Source organism: Alloacidobacterium dinghuense (assembly GCF_014274465.1).
GTDB lineage: Bacteria > Acidobacteriota > Terriglobia > Terriglobales > Acidobacteriaceae > Alloacidobacterium > Alloacidobacterium dinghuense.
Genome location: NZ_CP060394.1, coordinates 3,682,672 through 3,701,813, shown reverse-complemented (window position 1 = coordinate 3,701,813; position 19,142 = coordinate 3,682,672). Strand labels below are relative to the sequence as shown.

12 protein-coding genes are annotated in these 19,142 nt (G+C 55.3%); 11 read left to right on the top strand and 1 reads right to left on the bottom strand.

What is annotated here, in order from left to right:
* The first annotated feature begins 141 nt into the window (after positions 1-141).
* The gene (locus H7849_RS15245; RefSeq protein WP_186740430.1) at positions 142-765 is read left to right on the top strand and encodes a response regulator; all 624 of its coding nucleotides are present in this window, start codon (positions 142-144) and stop codon (positions 763-765) included.
* Here H7849_RS15245 and H7849_RS15240 read toward each other — a convergent pair.
* A complete protein-coding gene (locus tag H7849_RS15240; RefSeq protein WP_186740428.1) occupies positions 739-1,053 on the bottom strand; it encodes a hypothetical protein in 315 nt (104 codons plus the stop codon). The genes H7849_RS15245 and H7849_RS15240 overlap by 27 nt on opposite strands.
* A gap of 106 nt (positions 1,054-1,159) precedes the next feature.
* Between H7849_RS15240 and H7849_RS15235 the strand changes: the two genes are divergently transcribed.
* From H7849_RS15235 to H7849_RS15190, 10 genes are all read left to right on the top strand, one after another.
* Entirely contained in the window at positions 1,160-1,339 is a 180-nt protein-coding gene (locus H7849_RS15235) for a hypothetical protein (protein ID WP_186740427.1), read from the top strand.
* A gap of 121 nt (positions 1,340-1,460) precedes the next feature.
* On the top strand, positions 1,461-2,954 hold the full coding sequence (locus H7849_RS15230) for a TolC family protein (RefSeq protein WP_186740426.1): 1,494 nt from the start codon (positions 1,461-1,463) through the stop codon (positions 2,952-2,954).
* Positions 2,951-4,255 carry an HlyD family secretion protein gene (locus tag H7849_RS15225; protein ID WP_186740425.1) on the top strand — a complete coding sequence of 435 codons (1,305 nt, stop codon included), beginning with the start codon at positions 2,951-2,953 and terminating at the stop codon, positions 4,253-4,255. The genes H7849_RS15230 and H7849_RS15225 overlap by 4 nt, the downstream gene beginning before the upstream one ends.
* Positions 4,252-5,853, top strand: coding sequence for a DHA2 family efflux MFS transporter permease subunit (locus H7849_RS15220; RefSeq protein WP_186740424.1), 1,602 nt, complete (start codon positions 4,252-4,254; stop codon positions 5,851-5,853). The genes H7849_RS15225 and H7849_RS15220 overlap by 4 nt, the downstream gene beginning before the upstream one ends.
* Positions 5,854-5,864: 11 nt before the next feature.
* The gene (locus H7849_RS15215; RefSeq protein ID WP_186740423.1) at positions 5,865-6,494 is read left to right on the top strand and encodes a cytidylate kinase-like family protein; all 630 of its coding nucleotides are present in this window, start codon (positions 5,865-5,867) and stop codon (positions 6,492-6,494) included.
* Positions 6,495-7,191: 697 nt separating this feature from the next.
* Positions 7,192-8,670, top strand: a complete 1,479-nt coding sequence (locus H7849_RS15210) for a TolC family protein (RefSeq protein WP_186740422.1) — start codon at positions 7,192-7,194, stop codon at positions 8,668-8,670.
* On the top strand, positions 8,667-8,969 hold the full coding sequence (locus tag H7849_RS27500; RefSeq protein WP_432756496.1) for a YtcA family lipoprotein: 303 nt from the start codon (positions 8,667-8,669) through the stop codon (positions 8,967-8,969). Before H7849_RS15210 ends, H7849_RS27500 begins: the two co-directional genes overlap by 4 nt.
* A gap of 14 nt (positions 8,970-8,983) precedes the next feature.
* Positions 8,984-10,198, top strand: coding sequence for an HlyD family efflux transporter periplasmic adaptor subunit (locus H7849_RS15200; protein ID WP_186740420.1), 1,215 nt, complete (start codon positions 8,984-8,986; stop codon positions 10,196-10,198).
* 17 nt (positions 10,199-10,215) lie between these two features.
* Positions 10,216-12,378, top strand: a complete 2,163-nt coding sequence (locus H7849_RS15195; protein ID WP_186740419.1) for an FUSC family protein — start codon at positions 10,216-10,218, stop codon at positions 12,376-12,378.
* A 481-nt stretch (positions 12,379-12,859) separates the two neighbouring features.
* Complete coding sequence (locus H7849_RS15190; RefSeq protein WP_186740417.1) at positions 12,860-18,988, top strand: sigma 54-interacting transcriptional regulator; 6,129 nt, start codon at positions 12,860-12,862, stop codon at positions 18,986-18,988.
* Positions 18,989-19,142 lie beyond the last annotated feature (154 nt).

Below are 19,142 nucleotides of genomic sequence, written 5' to 3'. Positions count from 1 at the left end.
TCCAGCCTATTCAACTGCAAAGGAGGATGAACATGAACGACAAACCCATTGAACCGATGAGTGCTGAGAACGTCGAGGAGGTCTAGGCATAAGGTTTGCTTTTTAGAGAGTCGAGTCGAGGACATCGAAAGTGGAGGAAGTATGAGCGACAAGATCAGGGTTTTGAATCTTGATGACCACCCCGTGTGGCGTCTCGGAGTGGCCAGCGTTATCAATGCTCAACAAGATATGGAGTTGGTGGCCCAACTTTCCACGGGACGCGAGACGATTGACTATTTTCGTAATCACGGGGCTGACGTCATTCTTATGGATCTCAGGCTTCCAGACATAAGCGGCATCGAGTTCATGATCGCCATACGCACCGAGTTTCCTGGCGCACGTTTTGTGATCCTCACTGCTTTCGCGCGCGAGAACGAGATTCGGCGAGCCTTGGCAGAAGGGGCGCAAGCTTACCTGCTCAAGAGTATGCCTTCCAGCGAACTGGTCGATGTCATCCGCCAAGTTCATGCGGGCAAGAGGAAAATTCCGGCCCCCATCATGGCCCAGTTGGCGGAACATTACAGCGACGAGCTGCTTACCGATCGTGAGGTGGAGGTTCTTCGTCACTTAGTCGACGGACATCGCAACCGTGAAATCGCGGAGAGGCTTTTCATCGCCGAGGAGACGGTAAAGGCTCACATGAGGCACATTTTGGACAAGCTGGGCGCCAATGATCGAACCCAGGCACTCGCTATCGCCTTACGTCGCGGGGTAATTCAGTTGTAGGTTTTGCTTTTCCGTTAACGAACCGGCCGGATTCACAAGCAGATGGAGCCGCTCGGGGAGAACGGCGAGAAACGCAAAGGGTGCGAAGGTAAAGCTACAACGAACTGCAGAATCGACCGGCTTGTCATCAGAGAGGATCTCGTCGTCCTGGGCATCAACGAACGGATTGCTGAACAGGATGTGAGCACGCTTCGGACCTTTCTGGAAGAGGAAAGAAGCGTAGTGGCCATTGACCTCGAAGACTTTTTTATCGTCGACCGCGAGGCCGTACAGCTCCTGGCGGTCCATGAAGCGAACGGAGACGAACTCAGAACGGCCGCGCCTACATTCGTGAATGGGTCAAGATGGAGCGGACACCAATGCGGCGGAGTAACGAATAAGAGGAACGATATTGATGTTTGATGAACGCCTGACCGATGCCGAGATTATGCGGGCGATTCGTTACCTCGATCCGGATGTATGCGCTGAAAGGGCCCGAGAAAACGCCGGTACGATTCTCGGGATTTGCATCACCTTAGTCACCGTCTTAACAGGCGCGCTCGCGTATGTCTGGCTTTACACGCGAACGCTTTGAGGAGGCTCCCGGTCGGACACCCTTCGCATGAGACCGGGGCGGGTCCGAATACGGAATGGTTGCGAAACTGTTTCTGTCTGGACGACAAGGGAAGCGAAATATCTCTACCAAGGATTACGACATGCGGTGCCTATCCTGGAACAAGCTACTACTGCTCAGTCCTGCACTTCTCGGCGGAGTGGGGGCCCTTGCGCAATACAGCCCGCCTGCTACGCCGGCGCCATACAATCCGATTGCTCTGGCCGAAGTAACAGGAACGCCACGGGCAGCCGTTCAAACCGGGCAGAATAACTATCAGAGCCTGTCGCAGAATCCGTACCTCGGAGGGGTTCCTGCAGGAAAGCTCAGCGCAACCCCAGTGGCGCTTTCGCTCGACGACGCTGTCGCCCTCGGGCTGAAGCAAAATCTCGGTGGAGTGCTGGCCACGGATACCGTCACCGACGCGCTGGGACAACGCTGGCAAGCGTTGAGCGAGTTGCTTCCGCATGTAATCACTGATACGGGTTTCGGAGTTCATCAGATCAATGTAAAGGCGGCCTTCGGTCTGACCATTCCCGGAGAACCTCCGATCATTGGCCCATTTGGTTATTTCGACTCGCGGGCTTATTTCACGCAATCCGCTTTTGATTGGACATCCATCGAGCGGGCGCGATCTTCAAGGGCGCAGCTGAAGTCCGCAGAGTTCAGCTCCAAAGATGCTCGCGAGCTTATCGTTCTTGTCATTGTCTCCAACTATTTGCAGGTCATCGCCGATCAATCGGAAGTTGAGTCTGCCACATCGCAACGAGATACCGCCAAAGCACTGTTTCAACAGGCATCCGACCAGAAGACTGCAGGCCTTGCTTCGGCCGTGGATGTTCTGCGATCAGAGGTTCAACTGCAATCACGCGAACAAAAACTGATTGTCGCGCGAAATAATTTAGCGAAGCAGAAATTGGTTTTGGCCCGAGCCATCGGTCTCCCTCCGGGCCAAACGTTCGAGATAACCACCCAGGTCCCTTACCAGGAGCTGACGGCCTCGAGTCTCGATGAAGCGATCCAAAGCGCCTACAAAGCTCGCGCCGATTTTCAGAGTCAGATGAATCAGGTCCGATCGGCTGAGCTCGTGAGAAAAGCCGCGTCTGCTGAGCGTTATCCATCGGTAGGCGTGGAAACCGACTATGGTCTCTCAGGAGTTAACCCGGGCTCGTCGCACGGCACTGTTGATGCGGCTGCCACGCTCCGCATTCCTATTTTTCAGGGTGGAAGAGTACACGGGGATATTCTCCGGGCCGACGCTTCGCTCACAAGGGAAAGACAGCGGTTGGAGGACCTGCGAGCCAGGATCGATCAAGAAATTCGCGACGCTTATCTCGACCTGGACGCAACTGCGCAAGAAGTGTCTGTCGAGAAAAGCGCGGTAATGCTGGCCACTCAGAACCTGGAACAATCTCGCGATCGATTCACTTCGGGAGTTACAGACAACATTGAAGTCGTTCAAGCGCAAGATGCGCTGGCAATCGCTAGTGACGCCTATATTGCCAGTCTTTATAGCTACAACGTTGCAAAAATATCTCTGGCAAGGTCGACCGGCGTCGCGGAATCACGCTTTGCTGAATACGTGGAGGGTAAATGAGTACGGCTGAGCAAAATCCGGCAACGAATCCGCCACAAGCGAATCCGCCACAAGCGAATCCGCCACAAGCGAATCCGCCAGGGCGAAACGCACCAGCGGCCAACGCCGGCGCAGCCGACTCGTTAACTTCGGCTTATCCGAGGAGGCGATCCCACAAGCGTTGGATATTTTTTGCCGCGTTCGTTGTTCTGGCCGTTGCTGGTGCGCTCTTTTGGCACTATCTTTCCGGCTTCGAATCCACCGACGATGCGCAGGTGGACGTCCATCTTTACCCTGTCAGTGCTCGCATCTCCGGATATGTCCAGAAGGTCAACGTTGAGGACAATCAATGGGTCGATCAAGGTTTCACACTCGTGGAAATCGATCCAAAAGACTATGAAGTGGCATTGGCAAGAGCTCAGGCAACACTCGACACTTCAGAGGCCTCCGCGAAAGGTTCGAATATCGATGTGCCCATATCTTCCGTCGATACCTCAAGCCAATTGAAATTCACGTCCTCGGATATTAAGAACGCGGAAGCAGCGATCCGGGCAGCGGAAAAACAAGAAGCCGCCGCGCACGCCCGCGTTTTGGAAGCGCAAGCGGAAAATGTAAAAGCTCAAGATGACGTCACCCGCTATCGCTTACTGCTCGCGAAGGAGGAGGTACCGAAGCAAGTCTACGACCATGCTTATGCCGCAGCAGCGACCGATGTCGCCGCCGTAGCCGCGGCAGAAGCAGACGAGGCCGCCGCTCAACAAGCCGTTCAAGAAGCGCGCAGCCGCCTCACTGAGGCTGAGGCACGCTACGAAGATGCCCAGGCCGGGCCGCAACGCGTTGCCTCAACGCGCGCCAAAGCCCTTTCGGCCACGGCAGACGTAAACCAGAAAAGGGCCGCTGTCGAGCAAGCGCAGTTGAATCTGGGATACACCAAGATATTCGCACCTGTAACCGGGGAGGTCACGAAAAAGGTTGTCGTCGGATTGAATGTCGACCCCGGCGAGCAACTGCTCACGGTCGTTCCCCTGGATCAGGTGTGGATCACCGCGAATTTCAAAGAGACCCAACTCAAACACATGCGCGTGGGCCAGAAAGCAGATATCGAACTCGACTCGAATGGCCGCACATATCACGGTCATGTGGACAGCATCGAGGGAGCGACGGGACCAACCTTTAGCCTGCTGCCACCGGAAAACGCAACAGGCAACTACGTGAAAATCGTTCAGCGTGTTCCCGTGAAGATCGTTCTCGATCCCGGCGAAAATGGTGACCGCCAGCTTCGGCCGGGTGAGAATGTCGAAGCCAAGGTGTACTTACGATGAGCGCCACAGCATTGGCTCTTCCGTCGGAGCACGTGGTCTGGCGTCCCAAAGTGAATCCCTGGGCGATCGCAGCCACTGTGTCGCTGGCGGCGTTTATCGAAGTCCTGGACACGAGCGTTGCCAACGTTGCCTTGCCTTATATCGCCGGAGGCCTGGGAGCCAGCTACGACGACAGCACCTGGGTACTCACCTCGTACCTTGCTGCGAACGCGATCGTCTTACCCATCAGCGGATGGCTCGCGGAGTTGATCGGTCGCAAGCGGTACTTCATGATATCGCTTACTATTTTCACCGTGTGTTCGCTGCTTTGCGGCTTAGCACCCAACCTGCCGCTATTGCTCTTGTTTCGAGCTGTGCAAGGCATCGGTGGCGGCGGACTACAACCGATGGCGCAGGCCATTCTCAACGACTCGTTTCCCCCGGAGCAGCGTGGCTCGGCGTTTGCCGTTTATGGCATTACTGCAGTTCTCGCCCCTACAGTCGGGCCGATGCTGGGCGGCTGGATTACTGACAGCTATTCATGGCGCTGGATATTTTTCATCACGCTGCCCCCGGTGCTCCTCGCTCTTTTTTTGACGCACATGCTGGTCGACGATCCGCCGTTCCTCCAACGCTTAAAGAGAGGGGGCATCCGGGTGGACTACATCGGAATATCCTTGCTGACGTTGGGAGTGGGTTCGCTGCAGATACTTCTGGACAAGGGACAGGAAGACGATTGGTTCGGCTCGCACTTCATCACGACTCTGGTAATAACGGCAAGCGTCTGCCTTGTCTCACTGGTCATCTGGGAGTGGGTCCACAAGGAGCCGATTATCGACGTCCGCATGTTCAAGAGCTTCAACTTCGCCGCTGCTAACTTGATGATGTTCATGATGGGCTTCATGCTCTTCAGCACCCTGGTCTTGATCCCGGCATTCCTGCAGTCGCTGATGGGTTACACAGCAGAGCTTGCCGGCCTCGTCCTGTCCGGTGGCGGAATTGTTCTGCTGGTGATGATGCCCATTGTCGGCCGGCTCACATCCAAGATTCAAGCCAGGTGGCTGATCGCGACGGGATGGCTGTGCCTTGCCATTGGACTGTTCTATTGCGCGAACCAGATTGACTTGTTCGTGAGCTTCAAGTTTGCGATGTGGCTCCGCACCGCGCAAGTCATAGGAATTGGATTCCTGTTTGTTCCCATCACCGCAGCGGGTTATATCGGGGTTCCTCCAGAGAAAGGCAATAGCGTCTCCGGCATGATCAATTTCATGCGCAATATAGGCGGCAGTATCGGAACTTCCGTTGTGACCACGATGATTACCCGACGAGCTCAATATCACCAGCAAATTCTCGTCGGCCACCTCACTCCCGATTCCCCCGCGTACCGTTTAGCACTTGCTGCTGTGGGCTCAAAAATCGCCCACTCTGGGCTGCAGACGAAGGACGCTCGCGACCAGGCAATTGCGAGGTTCTACCAATTGGTGCAGCGACAAGTTGGCGCACTGTGCTATATGGACGTCTTCTGGATCTTGGGCGCGCTCTGCTCCATCATGTTCGTTCTCGCATTTTTCTTGAAGAAGAATGATCCAGGAGCGGGCGGACAGGTCGCGGCGGGTTGAGGATAAACGCAATGATTCAAGCCATAACAATTGAGCGCGAGTTCGGCTGCGGAGCATCCGAGATTGCCAGTTTGGTCGCCAGCCGCCTTGGATGGAGTCTGTGGGACGACCGACTGACACAGGAAATCGCGCGGCTGACCGAGAGTACGCGGGAAGCAGTCGAGCGGAGAGAATGGCGAACCGATCCTGCCGTATACAGGATATTCAAAGATTTCCTTCGGGGCGGATTTGAGGGAGGCTTGCCGCCCACCAACCGGCTGCACTTGCTCGATGCGCGCCGGATCGCCGAAGTCTCGGAAATAGCCGTCAAGACCGCCCTTTCCAGCGGACCCTCGGTGATCGTCGGGCGAGGTTCACAGTTTTTCCTGCGTAGTCGCAAGGATGTCTTCCGTGTCTTTCTCTATTCATCTCGCGATCACAAGATCCGCAGACTGATCTCCAGGGGCGCATCTCAGGACGAGGCAATCGAACAGATCGACACAACGGATAAGGCGCGAGTTGCGTTCGTCCGGCAGTATCTCGGGCTGAAATGGCCGGAACCCCACCTGTACCACACAATGTTCAATACCGAGATGGGGGAGTCTTGTACGGCTACCATGCTCGTTGAGTGTGTCCGACAGTTTGAGCGCGACACTGAGTGATCTCTCTTTCGCTGTCACCAAGCCGGCATTCGCTGCCACTTTCGAAAGTGATGAATCGCGATGAAGGATACACCTGGCTTACGAGACATCCTCGCACCGAATCTGCGCGTCGCGTTCTGCGGTATCAATCGGCACTGAGCAAAGTCCAGGAAGAACTGTCCGCACAATAGTCTCGATAAGTAAGCCAGTCCTATCGCGTACCAGCAATAGTCTCAGATTCTACCTAACGCGCCCGACACAAGGTGTCGTCGATGCCATTGTGGAATTGTTCGCTTCTCCCCCTTCTCGTCAGATGTCATGCATGCTACCAAGGTATCAATGAATACCTTTGTTCAATAGATTTGCCTCCACTCTTCTGGCTTAATGGCAACTATGTATTTTGGTCTGGACAACGCGCGTTAGTCGGTCGTGGGTATCGGTGCTCTATCACCCAGAAGCTTACTTATCTCGTGAAATAGGAGATGCGCTATGCCACACGTTGCAGTCAGGGCTGGTCATGGGGTCAACTGCACGAGCGCTGCCTACCTTTACGAATCAGTGACAGTGGTCTGAATCCCGAATATCACAGCTACGGCTCAGTTGCCTCGTTTGGCACTGCCTGCATGCACGTCTTACTGAAGTTTTCGACGAAATGCGAAGTATAGAACAGCAACCTTGTGCAAGACCCGCGGCGAACGAATGAAGGAAAGTACTTGATATGAGATCGGGTCATCAAGCCAAGAATACTTCGTCGGGCGCAATCGTCATAAGGCTGCTTGCGGCTGCCGTGACGATGACATCGTTTCTATCGTCTGCAGCATGGGGCCAAAAGGCTCCGACTACGCCGAATGAGCCTTGGCTCCCCGACCACCGGACACTGGAGCGCCACACAATTGCTGTACCTCCTCACGAAGTGCAAATAGATGGCGAGCACGTTTACAGCCTGGGTGAGTTGATTGACATTGCAGAATCAAATAGCCCCGCAACACAAGCAGCTTGGAATCGAGCTAAGATGAATGCCGCCTCGGTCGGAATCGCGAAGAGCGAATTGTATCCGACGATCATCGCAGCGGTGTCCGGAACAAATTATCTCAACCCACAACTCTTTTATCGAACCTTTGTCCTGCAGGACTGGGCCATTTTTGATATAGATGTCCATCTGGCTTATACGCTTGTAGACTTCGGTGCGCGGCATACGGAGATTAGCGCAGCTCAAGCACGACTTGTTGCCGCAAACCTGTCGTTCAACAATGAGCATCTGGAACTTATCCGACAAGTTAGCCAAGCATACTTCAGCCTGCTCAGAGCAAGAGGATTGCGGGAAGCAGCAGAGGTCTCCCTTAAGGACGCCCAGACGTCCGAGGCAGCAGCGCAGGAGCGACGTAATAACGGACTTGCTACCGTGCCGGAAGTGCTGGAGGCTAAGGCTGCGACAGCAAAAGCACTCTATGATTTGAAGAGTGCGATCGGGGCTGAGCAAGTCGAAATCGGAAATCTCGCCAGGGCTATTACCGCGAATCCGGTGAAGCCGTTGAAAGTGGAACCGCTCGATCAACTGAGAATTCCGGACAAACTGGATCAATCAGTCGAGGATGCCATAAACACGGCATTCAAAGATCGCCCCGACCTGCAGGCCGACCAGGCTCGTGTGAGCGCGGCGCAGGCCGAAGTAAAACATGCGCACACCTCCTATTACCCATCGCTGACATTTGAAGGTTCGAAAGGCTGGATCCGCGGCTTCGGAGAGCAATATGGCTACCCTGGCACTTACGCACACACTCCAACCTACGCTGCCACACTCGCTCTGAAATGGACGGTTTTCGACGGATTTCGGCGCGAAAACAGCATTCGTCAGGCGAAGGCTGGGGAGAAAACAGCGATGGAAGAGATTCGCGATCGTCAAGACGAGATTACAAATCAGGTCTGGAACGACTACTCGGATGCGGCAACAGCGCTGGAGCAAAGACAGGCGGCGGCAGCCCTATTGAGTGCTTCGTCCGAAGCATACTCGGCGGCGCTGGAGTCGTACAAAGACGGCGTTCGCAATTTCCTGGATGTGCTGGCTGCTGAAGATGCCTTGGCACAAGCCCGCGCCATCGACGTCACTGCCCGCACTCAGGTACTCCAGACCTTCAGTGATCTTGAATTCCGAACGGGCGACCTGCTGGCAAATCATCCGAAAGGCAAAAATCCATGAGCTCGAATCATCAGTTGTTTGAGCGCTGCGCGAACCGACGCCGGAGGTGGATGAGGTTCGCGATAAGCCTGTTGGCACCGGCAACTGTCGGATGCTCCAGATCCCCAGAGTTCAACATCCTTGGATCGTATTTCCCGTCATGGCTTGTATGTCTTGCAATTGCGATTCCGTTGACGTTCCTGGTTCACACGTATGTCACAAAGAAAAAGCTTACGGAGCAACTTTGGCCATTACCAATTGTCTACTCTGCCCTTCTGTGTCTCTTCAGTTGCTCGCTTTGGCTGATCTTGTTCGGGTAGAGAGGAAAAAGGCCATGCAGATAACAAACTCAGGATCGCCGATACGACGCAAAGGATCAATCATCAGCGCGTGCATCGTCGTTGGCGCACTAATCTCGGCTGGTTTAGTACTTCGCGAGGTCGTGTTGTATCCGCGAACGGATGATGCGGAAGTTACCGCGAATTTCATCGGGATTGCTCCCGTGGTTGAAGGTCCGGTCGTGCAGTTACCAATTCACGATAACGAGTTCGTCAAGAAAGGCAGCTTGCTCTACAAAATTGACGATCGACCATACCTGTATGCGTTGCAGAACGCGGTCGCTGCTCAGGCAGAACTGGAGGGCGAGATCGAAAACGAATCCCGTCGAATTTCTTCCGAAGTGAACCGAGTGGATGTGGCGCATGCGGGCGAGCAAAATGCCCTAGCTAACGAGATTAGGGCGACTGACGAAATCGAGATCGCTAAAGCTGCGATTGCGCGATCGGAAGCTGCGCTCACCCAAGCACAGGCTGATGAGAGCTACGCGATGGGTAATTTTCATCGCGTCGAGCCGCTTCTTGCGAAGGGATTCGTAACCGTGGATGATGTTCACAAAGCTCGCACCACAGCCGACGCGAAGGTTGCGGCAGTGGATCAAGCGAAGTCTCAATTACAACTTGCGAAGGCGAGTTTGTTAGCCGCTTCGGCTCAGAAGGAGCAAGCTGAAGCGCAGATTTCACAAAGCCGGGCCGAAGTGAAGGAATCGGCACACTCGGTTTTGGTGCTGGCGCCTTTACTCGCACAGCGCGAGCAAAGAGCTGCGGCAGTTCGATTAGCGCGATACAACTATGAGCAATGCAGCGTGCTCGCGCCATTCGATGCCCGTGTTACTAACTTCACCACATCAGAGGGACAATACGTAAAGGTGGGCACGCAACTGTTCACACTCATTGACAACAGGACCTGGTGGGTTCTCGCGAATTTTAGAGAAAGTCAAATTTCTCATACCCGGGCTGGAACCCCCGTCGATGTCTTCCTCATGTCCGATACGAACGCAAAATATCGTGGCGTCGTCGAGAGTGTGAGCTTTGGCGTCACACCCGATCCGGACGTAGTCGGAAAGCTTTCAGAGGGATTGCCGGATGCACAGCGCACGCTGAATTGGGTGCGTCTCGCGTCGCGATACCCGGTACGCATCAGGATCATCGATCCGCCTCCGGCGACGCTTCGCGTCGGTCAGGTCGCAATCGTCAAGATGCGATCCAACTGAGATCACGGAAGTTCGCGATGACAACATATAGCGGGTCCAACTCGTCTGTTCGGAATCTCATCGAGGTGCTGCGCGCCGAACTCACGTGGTACCCGGGACGGCCCGCCTTGGTAGCGAGAATGGTGCTCGCTTGTACGAGCGTAGTCTTGCTGGCCGAGATTTTTCGCATTCCCGGCGCAGTATTGGGCGCTAGCTTCCCGATATTGATTTCACGCGACAATCTGAAAGCCACACGGAAAACTGCATTTCAGATTGCCTTGGCTTGTTCAATCGGAACTGCTGAAGTCATCGTCGGTGGCATGTTGACGGCCGGCTCACCATTTCTTCATGTGATGTGGGTGATCGTAAGCCTCTTCGCCGCATTCTACGTAATCAGCAGCTTGAACTTTACGAGTGCGTCTCTCACTCTCAGCGCGATACTCGCGATTGCAATCCGGTTATGGGACTATCCAATCCGTGCTGAAACACGCGTGGAATCTTCGCTCTACACCTTGCTCTCGATTCTTATAGGGTGTGTTGTTAGCGTCCTGATTGAGACTGTATTCTCGAAGAAGAGCCCGCCGGACATAGTGCTCGACGGAATTTCTCGCCGCTTGAGTCTGGTAGAAACCCTCTTAAATCGACCCTCCTTTGCAGACTTTCCTTCCTCGGCGTTGAGGATTCAGCTCGGTCGCGCTGCTTCCAGAGGTGTGGACGATTTGCGGCAGCACCTCGCAAATCCGAGCTATGACACGGGCTTTCGCGACTTGCTCGCAACGGTGATCGCTCTCACAAGGCAGCTCATAGAGCTGGGTTCGAATCTTGCCGAATCGGCTCCCGACTTGTCTGTCGAGGACCAGGAGCGTTGTCGAGCGATTGCGCGAAATCTGGCTTCGGTTCGTTCCAGCCTCGGGCGCATGGAGTGTCCGGAATGGATCGATCTTCCTTTTACAAGTCATTCATCAAATCCGATATTGATAGAAATTGAACGCACGACGGGTTTAATCACTCAGAGCTTCTGTAGTGAGAGTTTTCGCATCCACTGGAGCTCCCCCGCAGCAGCCCCAACGACGTCGATCAGTGAGTTTGTTACTGACGCCCTTCAAAATCCGGAGCATATCAAATTTGCGGTGCGCGGCACGCTCTCTGCTTTTCTTTGCTATCTCTTCTACATGAGCACGGGTTGGATGGGGCTTGTTTCGTCCACCCTAACATGTACCCTTACTGCTCGTCGATTGACAGGCGGAGGCCGGCAGAGACAGACTCTCCGATTTGCCGGATTCGTCCTGGGGGCAGGCGTTATCAGCTTAGGAACCGAGGTCTTCATTCTCCCTCAGCTAAACACTATCGCGGAATTCGCTCTGTTATCCGCGTCGGTCGTTTGGGTTGGTTCTTGGATAGCCACCTCTGGACCGCGAATAGCATTCGCTGGGTTTCAGATTATCCTGTCCTACAATCTGGTGAACCTTAACAGGTTCACCATCAATACCTCACTTGTGCCGTCTCGTGACGCAGTTCTGGGTATCGTGTTAGGCATTGTGGCGATGTGGCTTGTGTTCGATCATCTCTGGGCAGAGACCTCCGGTTCATCTGTCCGTAGCTTGCTCCTGGGCACGCTGCGGAACCTGGCGGACTTCAAGGCGGTCGCGGCGGAGACTCCTCAAGAGGCGAATCAACGGCTGGCCGCGACGAGTTCCAGGATTAACCGTGATTTCGACAAATTGCGAGATTTGGCTGATTTGTACGCTTTTGAATCTTTCCCCAAAATGCGGCGCGAAAGCCTTGTGAACCGTAGCATTCGGACGCTCTCGCCAGAGTTGCGCGCCTTCCTGTTGGTGAAGACTGGACTTCTACAGCACATGAAGCTGGCAGCGGCGGAACCAGACGCGATTGTTCGAGAAGTGGAAGAGCAAGCCTCTAGTGTGCTTCATGGGATAGCGAACGCAATCGAAAGCGAAGCACCTGAACAACTCTCGCGGCGGAATGTGGACGCTCAGGAACTCCGCGCCAGAGTATTCATCGAAGAAGAGAAATCAAGGGACTGGAAAGATCGATGGAAACAAATCGAGATGCGGTTGTGTGCGTCTCTATTGGAGATAGCGTCGCATCTGGCATGGCGAGCTCGATTGAATTTAGCACTGGAAGTTGGAGATGAGGAGGCGGTTGGAGATTGGCCTATCGGGAAGATCGTCGAGACATGATACAGTCTCACGCATTAGCTGAAGCCCTTGGGAAAACGAATTTGTAACGGCGAGAACGACATTGGGAATTTTGGGAACGTGTCTGCATGAGAGGCCATATCCGAAGTATCGGCCTTATAGAATCGTCCAATTTTGCGATTCTTGCCACGAGAACTGCTTGTCATGCCGTGTTTGATGCGCTACGAGGACTGGATCTTCCCAATTGACTAGCCGTGACCGCTCATTGCTAGAATCATCAACGTATTCTGTAGGGAATCGAGCGGGCGGTCAGAGCCTCCAAGAGAGGGCGTGCGTCTCAAAGAATCGAAACCAAATCTCGTCCACGCGGCTGTCAAGCTCGCAACCTACATGACCAGAAATGGGCTCAACGCAATGAGCGTAATTCTCGTATCGTACAACACCGGTTGAGTTGGAGTTTAATCGTGTGATAGATCTTTCGCAGTACAGACTGGAAACGCTCCATCAGGATGGAGAGTTCATTTTGTACCGCGGTCTCCGCCAGACCAACGCCGAGACAAGTCCGCCATCTATTCTTACTTTGTCGCCGCTGATGGAGCGTCCCGCTCCTGCAACCATCAAGCGGATAGAGCACGAATTTTCTTTGAGAGACGAGTTGGATCCAGCATGGGCGATTCCGCCGATCGCGCTCACACAACAACATGGCCGGGCCATGCTACTTTTCGAGGATCCCAAGGGAGAGCCACTCGATCGACTTCCTAGACGGCCTATGGAATTGAAACAGTTTCTTCGCTGTGGGAATGCTCTCGCTGCAGCACTCGGCCAGGTTCACAGACATGGTCTCATCCACAAAGACATCAAACCATCCAACGTGATTGCGAATGCTGCTATGGATCAGGCGTGGCTGATGGGTTTCGGTATTGCCTCTCGACTTCCGCGCGAGCGGCAGGCGCCCCTGCCTCCGGAGACCATCGCCGGCACGCTCGCCTACATGGCGCCCGAACAGACGGGACGGATGAACCGCTCGATCGACGCGCGCAGCGACCTCTACGCGCTGGGCGTCACGCTGTACGAGATGCTCACGGGCTCGCTGCCATTCGCTGCAGCCGACCCTATGGAGTGGGTGCACTGTCACATCGCCCGGCAGGCGATGCCGCCCGGCGAGCGGGTGCAGCATGTTCCGGCGACGGTGTCGAAGATCATCATGAAGCTGCTCGCGAAGACTGCTGAGGAACGCTATCAGACCGCGGCCGGTCTGGAACACGATCTTCGTCGCTGCCAGGCGGAATTCGAGGCTGTGGGACGCATCGATGACTTTGCGCTCGGCGAACACGACACCCCCGACCGGCTGCTGATCCCGGAGAAGTTGTACGGACGGGAGCGCGAGAGTGAGATACTGCTCACCGCCTTCGACGGCATCGTCAAGGGCGGCGCGCCGGAGTTGGTACTCGTCTCCGGTTATTCCGGGATCGGCAAGTCCTCCATCGTGAACGAGCTACACAAGGTACTGGTGCCACCGCGCGGACTGTTTGCGGCAGGCAAGTTCGACCAATACAAGCGCGACATTCCATATTCCACCTTGGCGCAGGCCTTTCAAAGCCTCGTCCGCCCGCTCTTGGCGAAGAGCGATGTCGAACTCGGCTACTGGCGCGAGGCGCTCCGTGAAGCGCTAGGCCCGAATGGGCAACTCATGGTGGACCTAGTCCCGGAGTTGAGACTGATCATCGGCGAGCAAACGCCGGTCCCTGAGTTGCCCCCCCAGGACGCACAGCGACGCTTCCAAATCGTCTTCCGGCGCTTCCTGGCTGTGTTCGCCCGACCGGAGCATCCCCTGGCTTTGTTCCTCGACGATCTGCAATGGCTCGATGCGGCCACTCTTGATCTGCTCGAAGACCTGTTGACCCAGACGGATGTCCGGCACCTCCTGCTAATCGGCGCGTATCGCGACAATGAAGTCACGTCCAGCCATCCGCTCATGCGTACGCTCGATGCGATCAGAAATGCCGGATCGCGTGTGCACAAGATCGTGCTTGCGCCCCTTGCCCGCGAGGACGTGGGTCGCCTGGTTGCCGATTCCGTTTACTGCGACTGCGAACGGGCCGTCCCGCTGGCGCAACTCGTGCATGAGAAGACGGCCGGGAATCCATTCTTCGTCATTCAGTTTCTCTCCGCACTGATCGAAGAAGGATTGCTCACGTTCGATCACGAAGCGGCGCGGTGGTCCTGGGACCTGGCTCGCATTCATGCAAAGGGATACACGGACAACGTGGCTGACCTCATGGTCAGCAATCTGATCCGCCTGCCGATCAATACTCAAAGCGCCCTGCAGCGACTCGCCTGCCTTGGCAACAGTGCACATATTGCGCTACTGACAATGGGCCGCGAGGATTCGACCGACGACGTGCACCGCGATTTGCAGCAGGCGTTGAAAATCGGTCTCGTGCTTTTTTCGGAAGGTTCCTATAGCTTCCTCCACGACCGCGTTCAGGAATCCGCCTATTCCCTGATCCCGGAAACGCAGCGCGCTGCGGCGCACCTCCGAATCGGGAGGCTGATGCTGAGTCACACTCCCCCTGAGAAGTTGGAGGAGGCGATTTTCGAGATCGTCAGTCAGTTAAACCGCGGAGCCGAGCTCGTTACATCCGAAGACGAGCGCTTCCAGTTGGCTGAGCTCAACCTCGTCGCAGGCAAGCGGGCCAAAGCCTCTGCCGCCAACGCCTCAGCTCTTCAGTATTTCATCGCTGGCGATGCGCTTTTGACGAATGAATGTTGGCAGCGCCGCCACGATCTTATCTTCCAAATGGAATTGCAGCGGGCCGAATGCGAGTTCCTGACTGGCCTGGCGACGACCGCAGCAGCACGTGCGGAAATACTTCGATCACGTGCCTCAAATACCGTCGAACTGGCGATGGCCACGTGCCTGGGTATGGATGTTTACATCACGCTCGGTCAGGCTGACCGTGCATTCGCCTCCAGCCTCGACTACCTGCGCCATATCGGTATCGAATGGCCGCTCTATCCGACGGAGGAACAAGTACGAAGCGAATACGAGCGGATCTGGTCACAACTAGGAAGTCGCGCGATCGAGGAGGTCATTGACTTCCCCCTGATGAGCAACCCCACGTCTATGGCGACTCTGGATGTTTTGACCAAGGCACAGCCTGCGGCATTATTGACGGATCGGAACCGTGTTGCCCTGGTCGTCTGCAGGGCGATCAGTCTCAGTATCGAGTGCGGCAACAGCGACGCTTCATGCACAAGCTATGTGTGGCTTGGCAACATAGCGGGACCAAGGTTCGGTGACTATAAAGCCGGATTTCGATTCGGTGAGCTCGGCAATGAACTAGTTGAAAAGCGCGGCCTGAAACGCTTTCAGGCTAGGACTTCTGTCACCTTCGCAACCGTCATCATGCCATGGATGAAACATCTTCCAGTTTGCTGTGACGCGATGCGTCAAGCCTTTGAGGTTGCAAACAAAATCGGCGACCTTACATACGCAGCATACAGCCGTGGAACCCTGAACACCCTTCTTTTCGCGACGGGAGTGCCGCTCGTTGAGGCGCAAAGGGAAGCCGAGAATGGTCTTGTCTTCGGGCAGAAAGCCAAGTTTGGTCTCATCGCTGACCTGATCAATCCACATTGCAGTCTTATCCGGACACTCAGGGGCTTGACGACAAAATTCGGCTCCTTTGACCATGCAGAGTTCGACGAGACAGGGTTTGAGCGTGATCTGGACAGTCACCCGGCGGTGGCCCAATGCTGGTATTGGATCCGAAAGCTGCAAGCGCGCGTCTTTGCCGGCGACTTTGCCACAGCCATCAAGGCATCATTGAAGGCCCGGCCGCTGCTTTGGACATCGCCGGCTTTTGAGTGGGCAGAATATGAGTTTTACAGCGCGCTTGCCCGCGCAGCGTTGTGGGATTCTGCAATGGCGGACCAAAGCCGGGAGCACTTCGATGCTCTCGAAGCGCACTACAATCAGCTTCAAATATGGGCAGAGAACTGTCCTGAGAACTTCGAGAACCGCGCCGCGCTGGTGGGGGCGGAGATTGCGCGCATCGAAGGCCGAGAGTTGGATGCCGAGCGCCTATACGAAAAGGCAATCAGATCGGCGCGTGAGAACAACTTTGTCCACAACGAAGCGCTCGCCAACGAACTCGCAGCTCGCTTCCACGCTGCACGCGGCTACGAGACCATCTCGCATGCATATTTGCGGAACGCCCGTTACTGCTATGTGACTTGGGGCGCCGATGGGAAGGTCCAGCAACTCGATGAGTTGTATCCGCAGCTAGGGGAATACAAGCCTGTTGCCGATCCCTCGAGCACCATCGAGACGCCTGTCGAACAGCTTGACATCCTTACGGTCATCAAGGTCTCGCAAGCGGTGTCGAGCGAGATGGATTTGCACAAGCTGATCTACACGGTCATGCCCGTCGCGCTTGAGCACGCTGGCGCTGAGCGAGGGCTTTTGATGCTCTGCGTAGGGGATGTGCAACGGATTGAGGCGGAAGCCGCGACAAGCGGTGACGGGATTGCCCTGCGCACGAGAGAAGCGGTCATAGGTGCCGTGCCAGAATCGATCGTCGAGTACGTTGCGCGTACTAGGGAAAGCGTGATTGTCGACGATGCGTCAGTTCAAAAAACGCCTTTCTCGACCGATCCGTACTTCCTACAGTGTCAGACCCGTTCAATTCTCTGCTTGCCGTTGACTAATCAAAGCAGGCTCATCGGCGTGCTTTATCTTGAAAATAATCAGGCCTCGCGCGTGTTCACTTCAAGCCGGGTCGAAGTGCTCAAAATCCTGGCGTCGCAGGCGGCGATCTCGCTCGAGAACGCGCGTCTATATCGGGATCTTCGAGAGTCGCAGTCTTACCTCGCAGAGGCGCAGCGGCTGAGTGCCACTGGCAGCTTCGGGTGGAAGCCCGTGAGCGGCGAGATCGTGTGGTCCGAAGAGACGTACCGAATTTTCGACCTCGAACGAACAACCAAGCCAACAATCGAATTCGCCCTTTTACGAGTCCACCCTGAGGACCGTCAGAGCGTGCAACAGCACATCGAACGGCTATCGCGCGGGGGGCATGAGTTAGATATAGAGCATCGCTTGCAGATGCCCGATGGATCAGTCAAATACCTGCATGTTGTGGGTCGCCCGTCTGAGAACGAAAGCGGGTGCCTGGAGTTTGTGGGAGCGGTGACGGACGTTTCCGGGCGCAGGCGGGCTGAGCAAAGATTCCGAGACCTTCTGGAATCCGCACCGGACGCGATGGTTGTTATGAATCGGCAGGGCAGGATTGTATTGGTCAACGCGCAGATGATGAAAGTCTTTGGTTATAAGCGGGAAGAGATGCTGGGGGAGGATGTTGAAATTCTCGTGCCGGAACGGTTTCGGGGCCGACACGCTGACCACCGCACGGGATTTTTTGCCCAGCCTCGTGTGCGGCCGATGGGTAGGGGTTTGAACCTCTACGGACGACGGAAAGACGGAACGGAGTTTCCCGTGGAGATCAGCCTTAGTCCGCTAGAGACGGAGGAGGGTACGCTAGTCTCAGCAGCAGTGAGAGATATTAGCGAGCGCAGGCAGGCGGAGGACAACCTGCAAAATGCTCTTGCGGAAATCAAAAAGTTGAAAGATCAGCTTTACGAAGAGAACGTAGCTTTGAGGCAAGAGATTGATAAGGCCTCGATGTTTGAGGAGGTTGTCGGCGCCTCCCCCGCCCTGAAAGCCGTGCTTTCTCGCGTATCGAAAGTCGCTCCAACCGACTCCAGCGTTCTTATTACCGGAGAGACGGGCACGGGCAAGGAGTTGGTCGCGCGTGCCATCCACAGGCGTTCGAAACGGTCAAAGGGGGCATTCATAAGCGTGAACTGCGCGGCTATGCCGCGCGATTTGATTGCCTCGGAATTATTTGGCCACGAGAAGGGCGCCTTTACAGGAGCGATGCAACGGCGCCTCGGCCGTTTCGAGCTGGCAGCAGGTGGGACGATATTTGTTGACGAGGTCGGCGAGCTTCCTGCCGAAACACAAATCTCTCTATTGCGTGTACTTCAAGAACATGAGTTCGAGCGTGTGGGTGGCAATGAGCGGATAGCGGTCGATGTCCGTGTCATCGCGGCTACGAATCGTGATCTCCAAGCAGCAATTGCGTCGGGGGCTTTTCGAAGTGACCTGTTTTACAGGCTCAATGTTTTTCCCATCGAAGTGCCTCCTTTGCGCGAACGCAGAGAAGATATACCCCTTTTGGCGGAATACTTTATTGATCGCTTCGCAAGGAAAGCCGGTAAGTCGATTAGCAAAGTCAGCAAGAAAACTCTGCGACTGCTCGAAGCGTATCCCTGGCCCGGAAACATTCGCGAGTTGCAGAACGTGATCGAGCGCTCTGTGGTTGTCTGTGAATCGGAAACCTTCTCAATTGATCAGAGCTGGCTCTCCCAGCGACCCGAAGCAGCCGAGAAAACAAAATCCCTTGACCTCCGAACAAAATTTGCCGCGCAAGAAAAGGAACTCATCCAGAACGCTCTGCGGGAATCGCAAGGACGCGTCTTCGGACCGTCTGGGGCAGCCGAAAAGCTCGGCATTCCTCGATCGACGCTTGAATCCAGAATTCGTGCGCTAAGAATAAACAAGAATCGCTTCAAAGGTACGTCGTCGTAACATCAGAGGCGACTTCCCGCTGCTCACTGGATCCCCCGGTGACCATTCTCTCCTCGCCGTGCACTGTTGTCTGAATGTCGCCAATTGGCGAACTATCACCAACGAATATTCCGAATAGATCGTTTATTTTCAATGCTAACCGATGGCCCTATGA

What these genes read in the sequence shown, in the direction of transcription:
- H7849_RS15245 (WP_186740430.1), top strand. Translation starts at nt 142, where the DNA reads ATGAGCGACAAGATCAGGGTTTTGAATCTTGATGACCACCCCGTGTGG.
- H7849_RS15240 (WP_186740428.1), bottom strand. Translation starts at nt 1,053, where the DNA reads ATGGACCGCCAGGAGCTGTACGGCCTCGCGGTCGACGATAAAAAAGTC.
- H7849_RS15235 (WP_186740427.1), top strand. Translation starts at nt 1,160, where the DNA reads ATGTTTGATGAACGCCTGACCGATGCCGAGATTATGCGGGCGATTCGT.
- H7849_RS15230 (WP_186740426.1), top strand. Translation starts at nt 1,461, where the DNA reads ATGCGGTGCCTATCCTGGAACAAGCTACTACTGCTCAGTCCTGCACTT.
- H7849_RS15225 (WP_186740425.1), top strand. Translation starts at nt 2,951, where the DNA reads ATGAGTACGGCTGAGCAAAATCCGGCAACGAATCCGCCACAAGCGAAT.
- H7849_RS15220 (WP_186740424.1), top strand. Translation starts at nt 4,252, where the DNA reads ATGAGCGCCACAGCATTGGCTCTTCCGTCGGAGCACGTGGTCTGGCGT.
- H7849_RS15215 (WP_186740423.1), top strand. Translation starts at nt 5,865, where the DNA reads ATGATTCAAGCCATAACAATTGAGCGCGAGTTCGGCTGCGGAGCATCC.
- H7849_RS15210 (WP_186740422.1), top strand. Translation starts at nt 7,192, where the DNA reads ATGAGATCGGGTCATCAAGCCAAGAATACTTCGTCGGGCGCAATCGTC.
- H7849_RS27500 (WP_432756496.1), top strand. Translation starts at nt 8,667, where the DNA reads ATGAGCTCGAATCATCAGTTGTTTGAGCGCTGCGCGAACCGACGCCGG.
- H7849_RS15200 (WP_186740420.1), top strand. Translation starts at nt 8,984, where the DNA reads ATGCAGATAACAAACTCAGGATCGCCGATACGACGCAAAGGATCAATC.
- H7849_RS15195 (WP_186740419.1), top strand. Translation starts at nt 10,216, where the DNA reads ATGACAACATATAGCGGGTCCAACTCGTCTGTTCGGAATCTCATCGAG.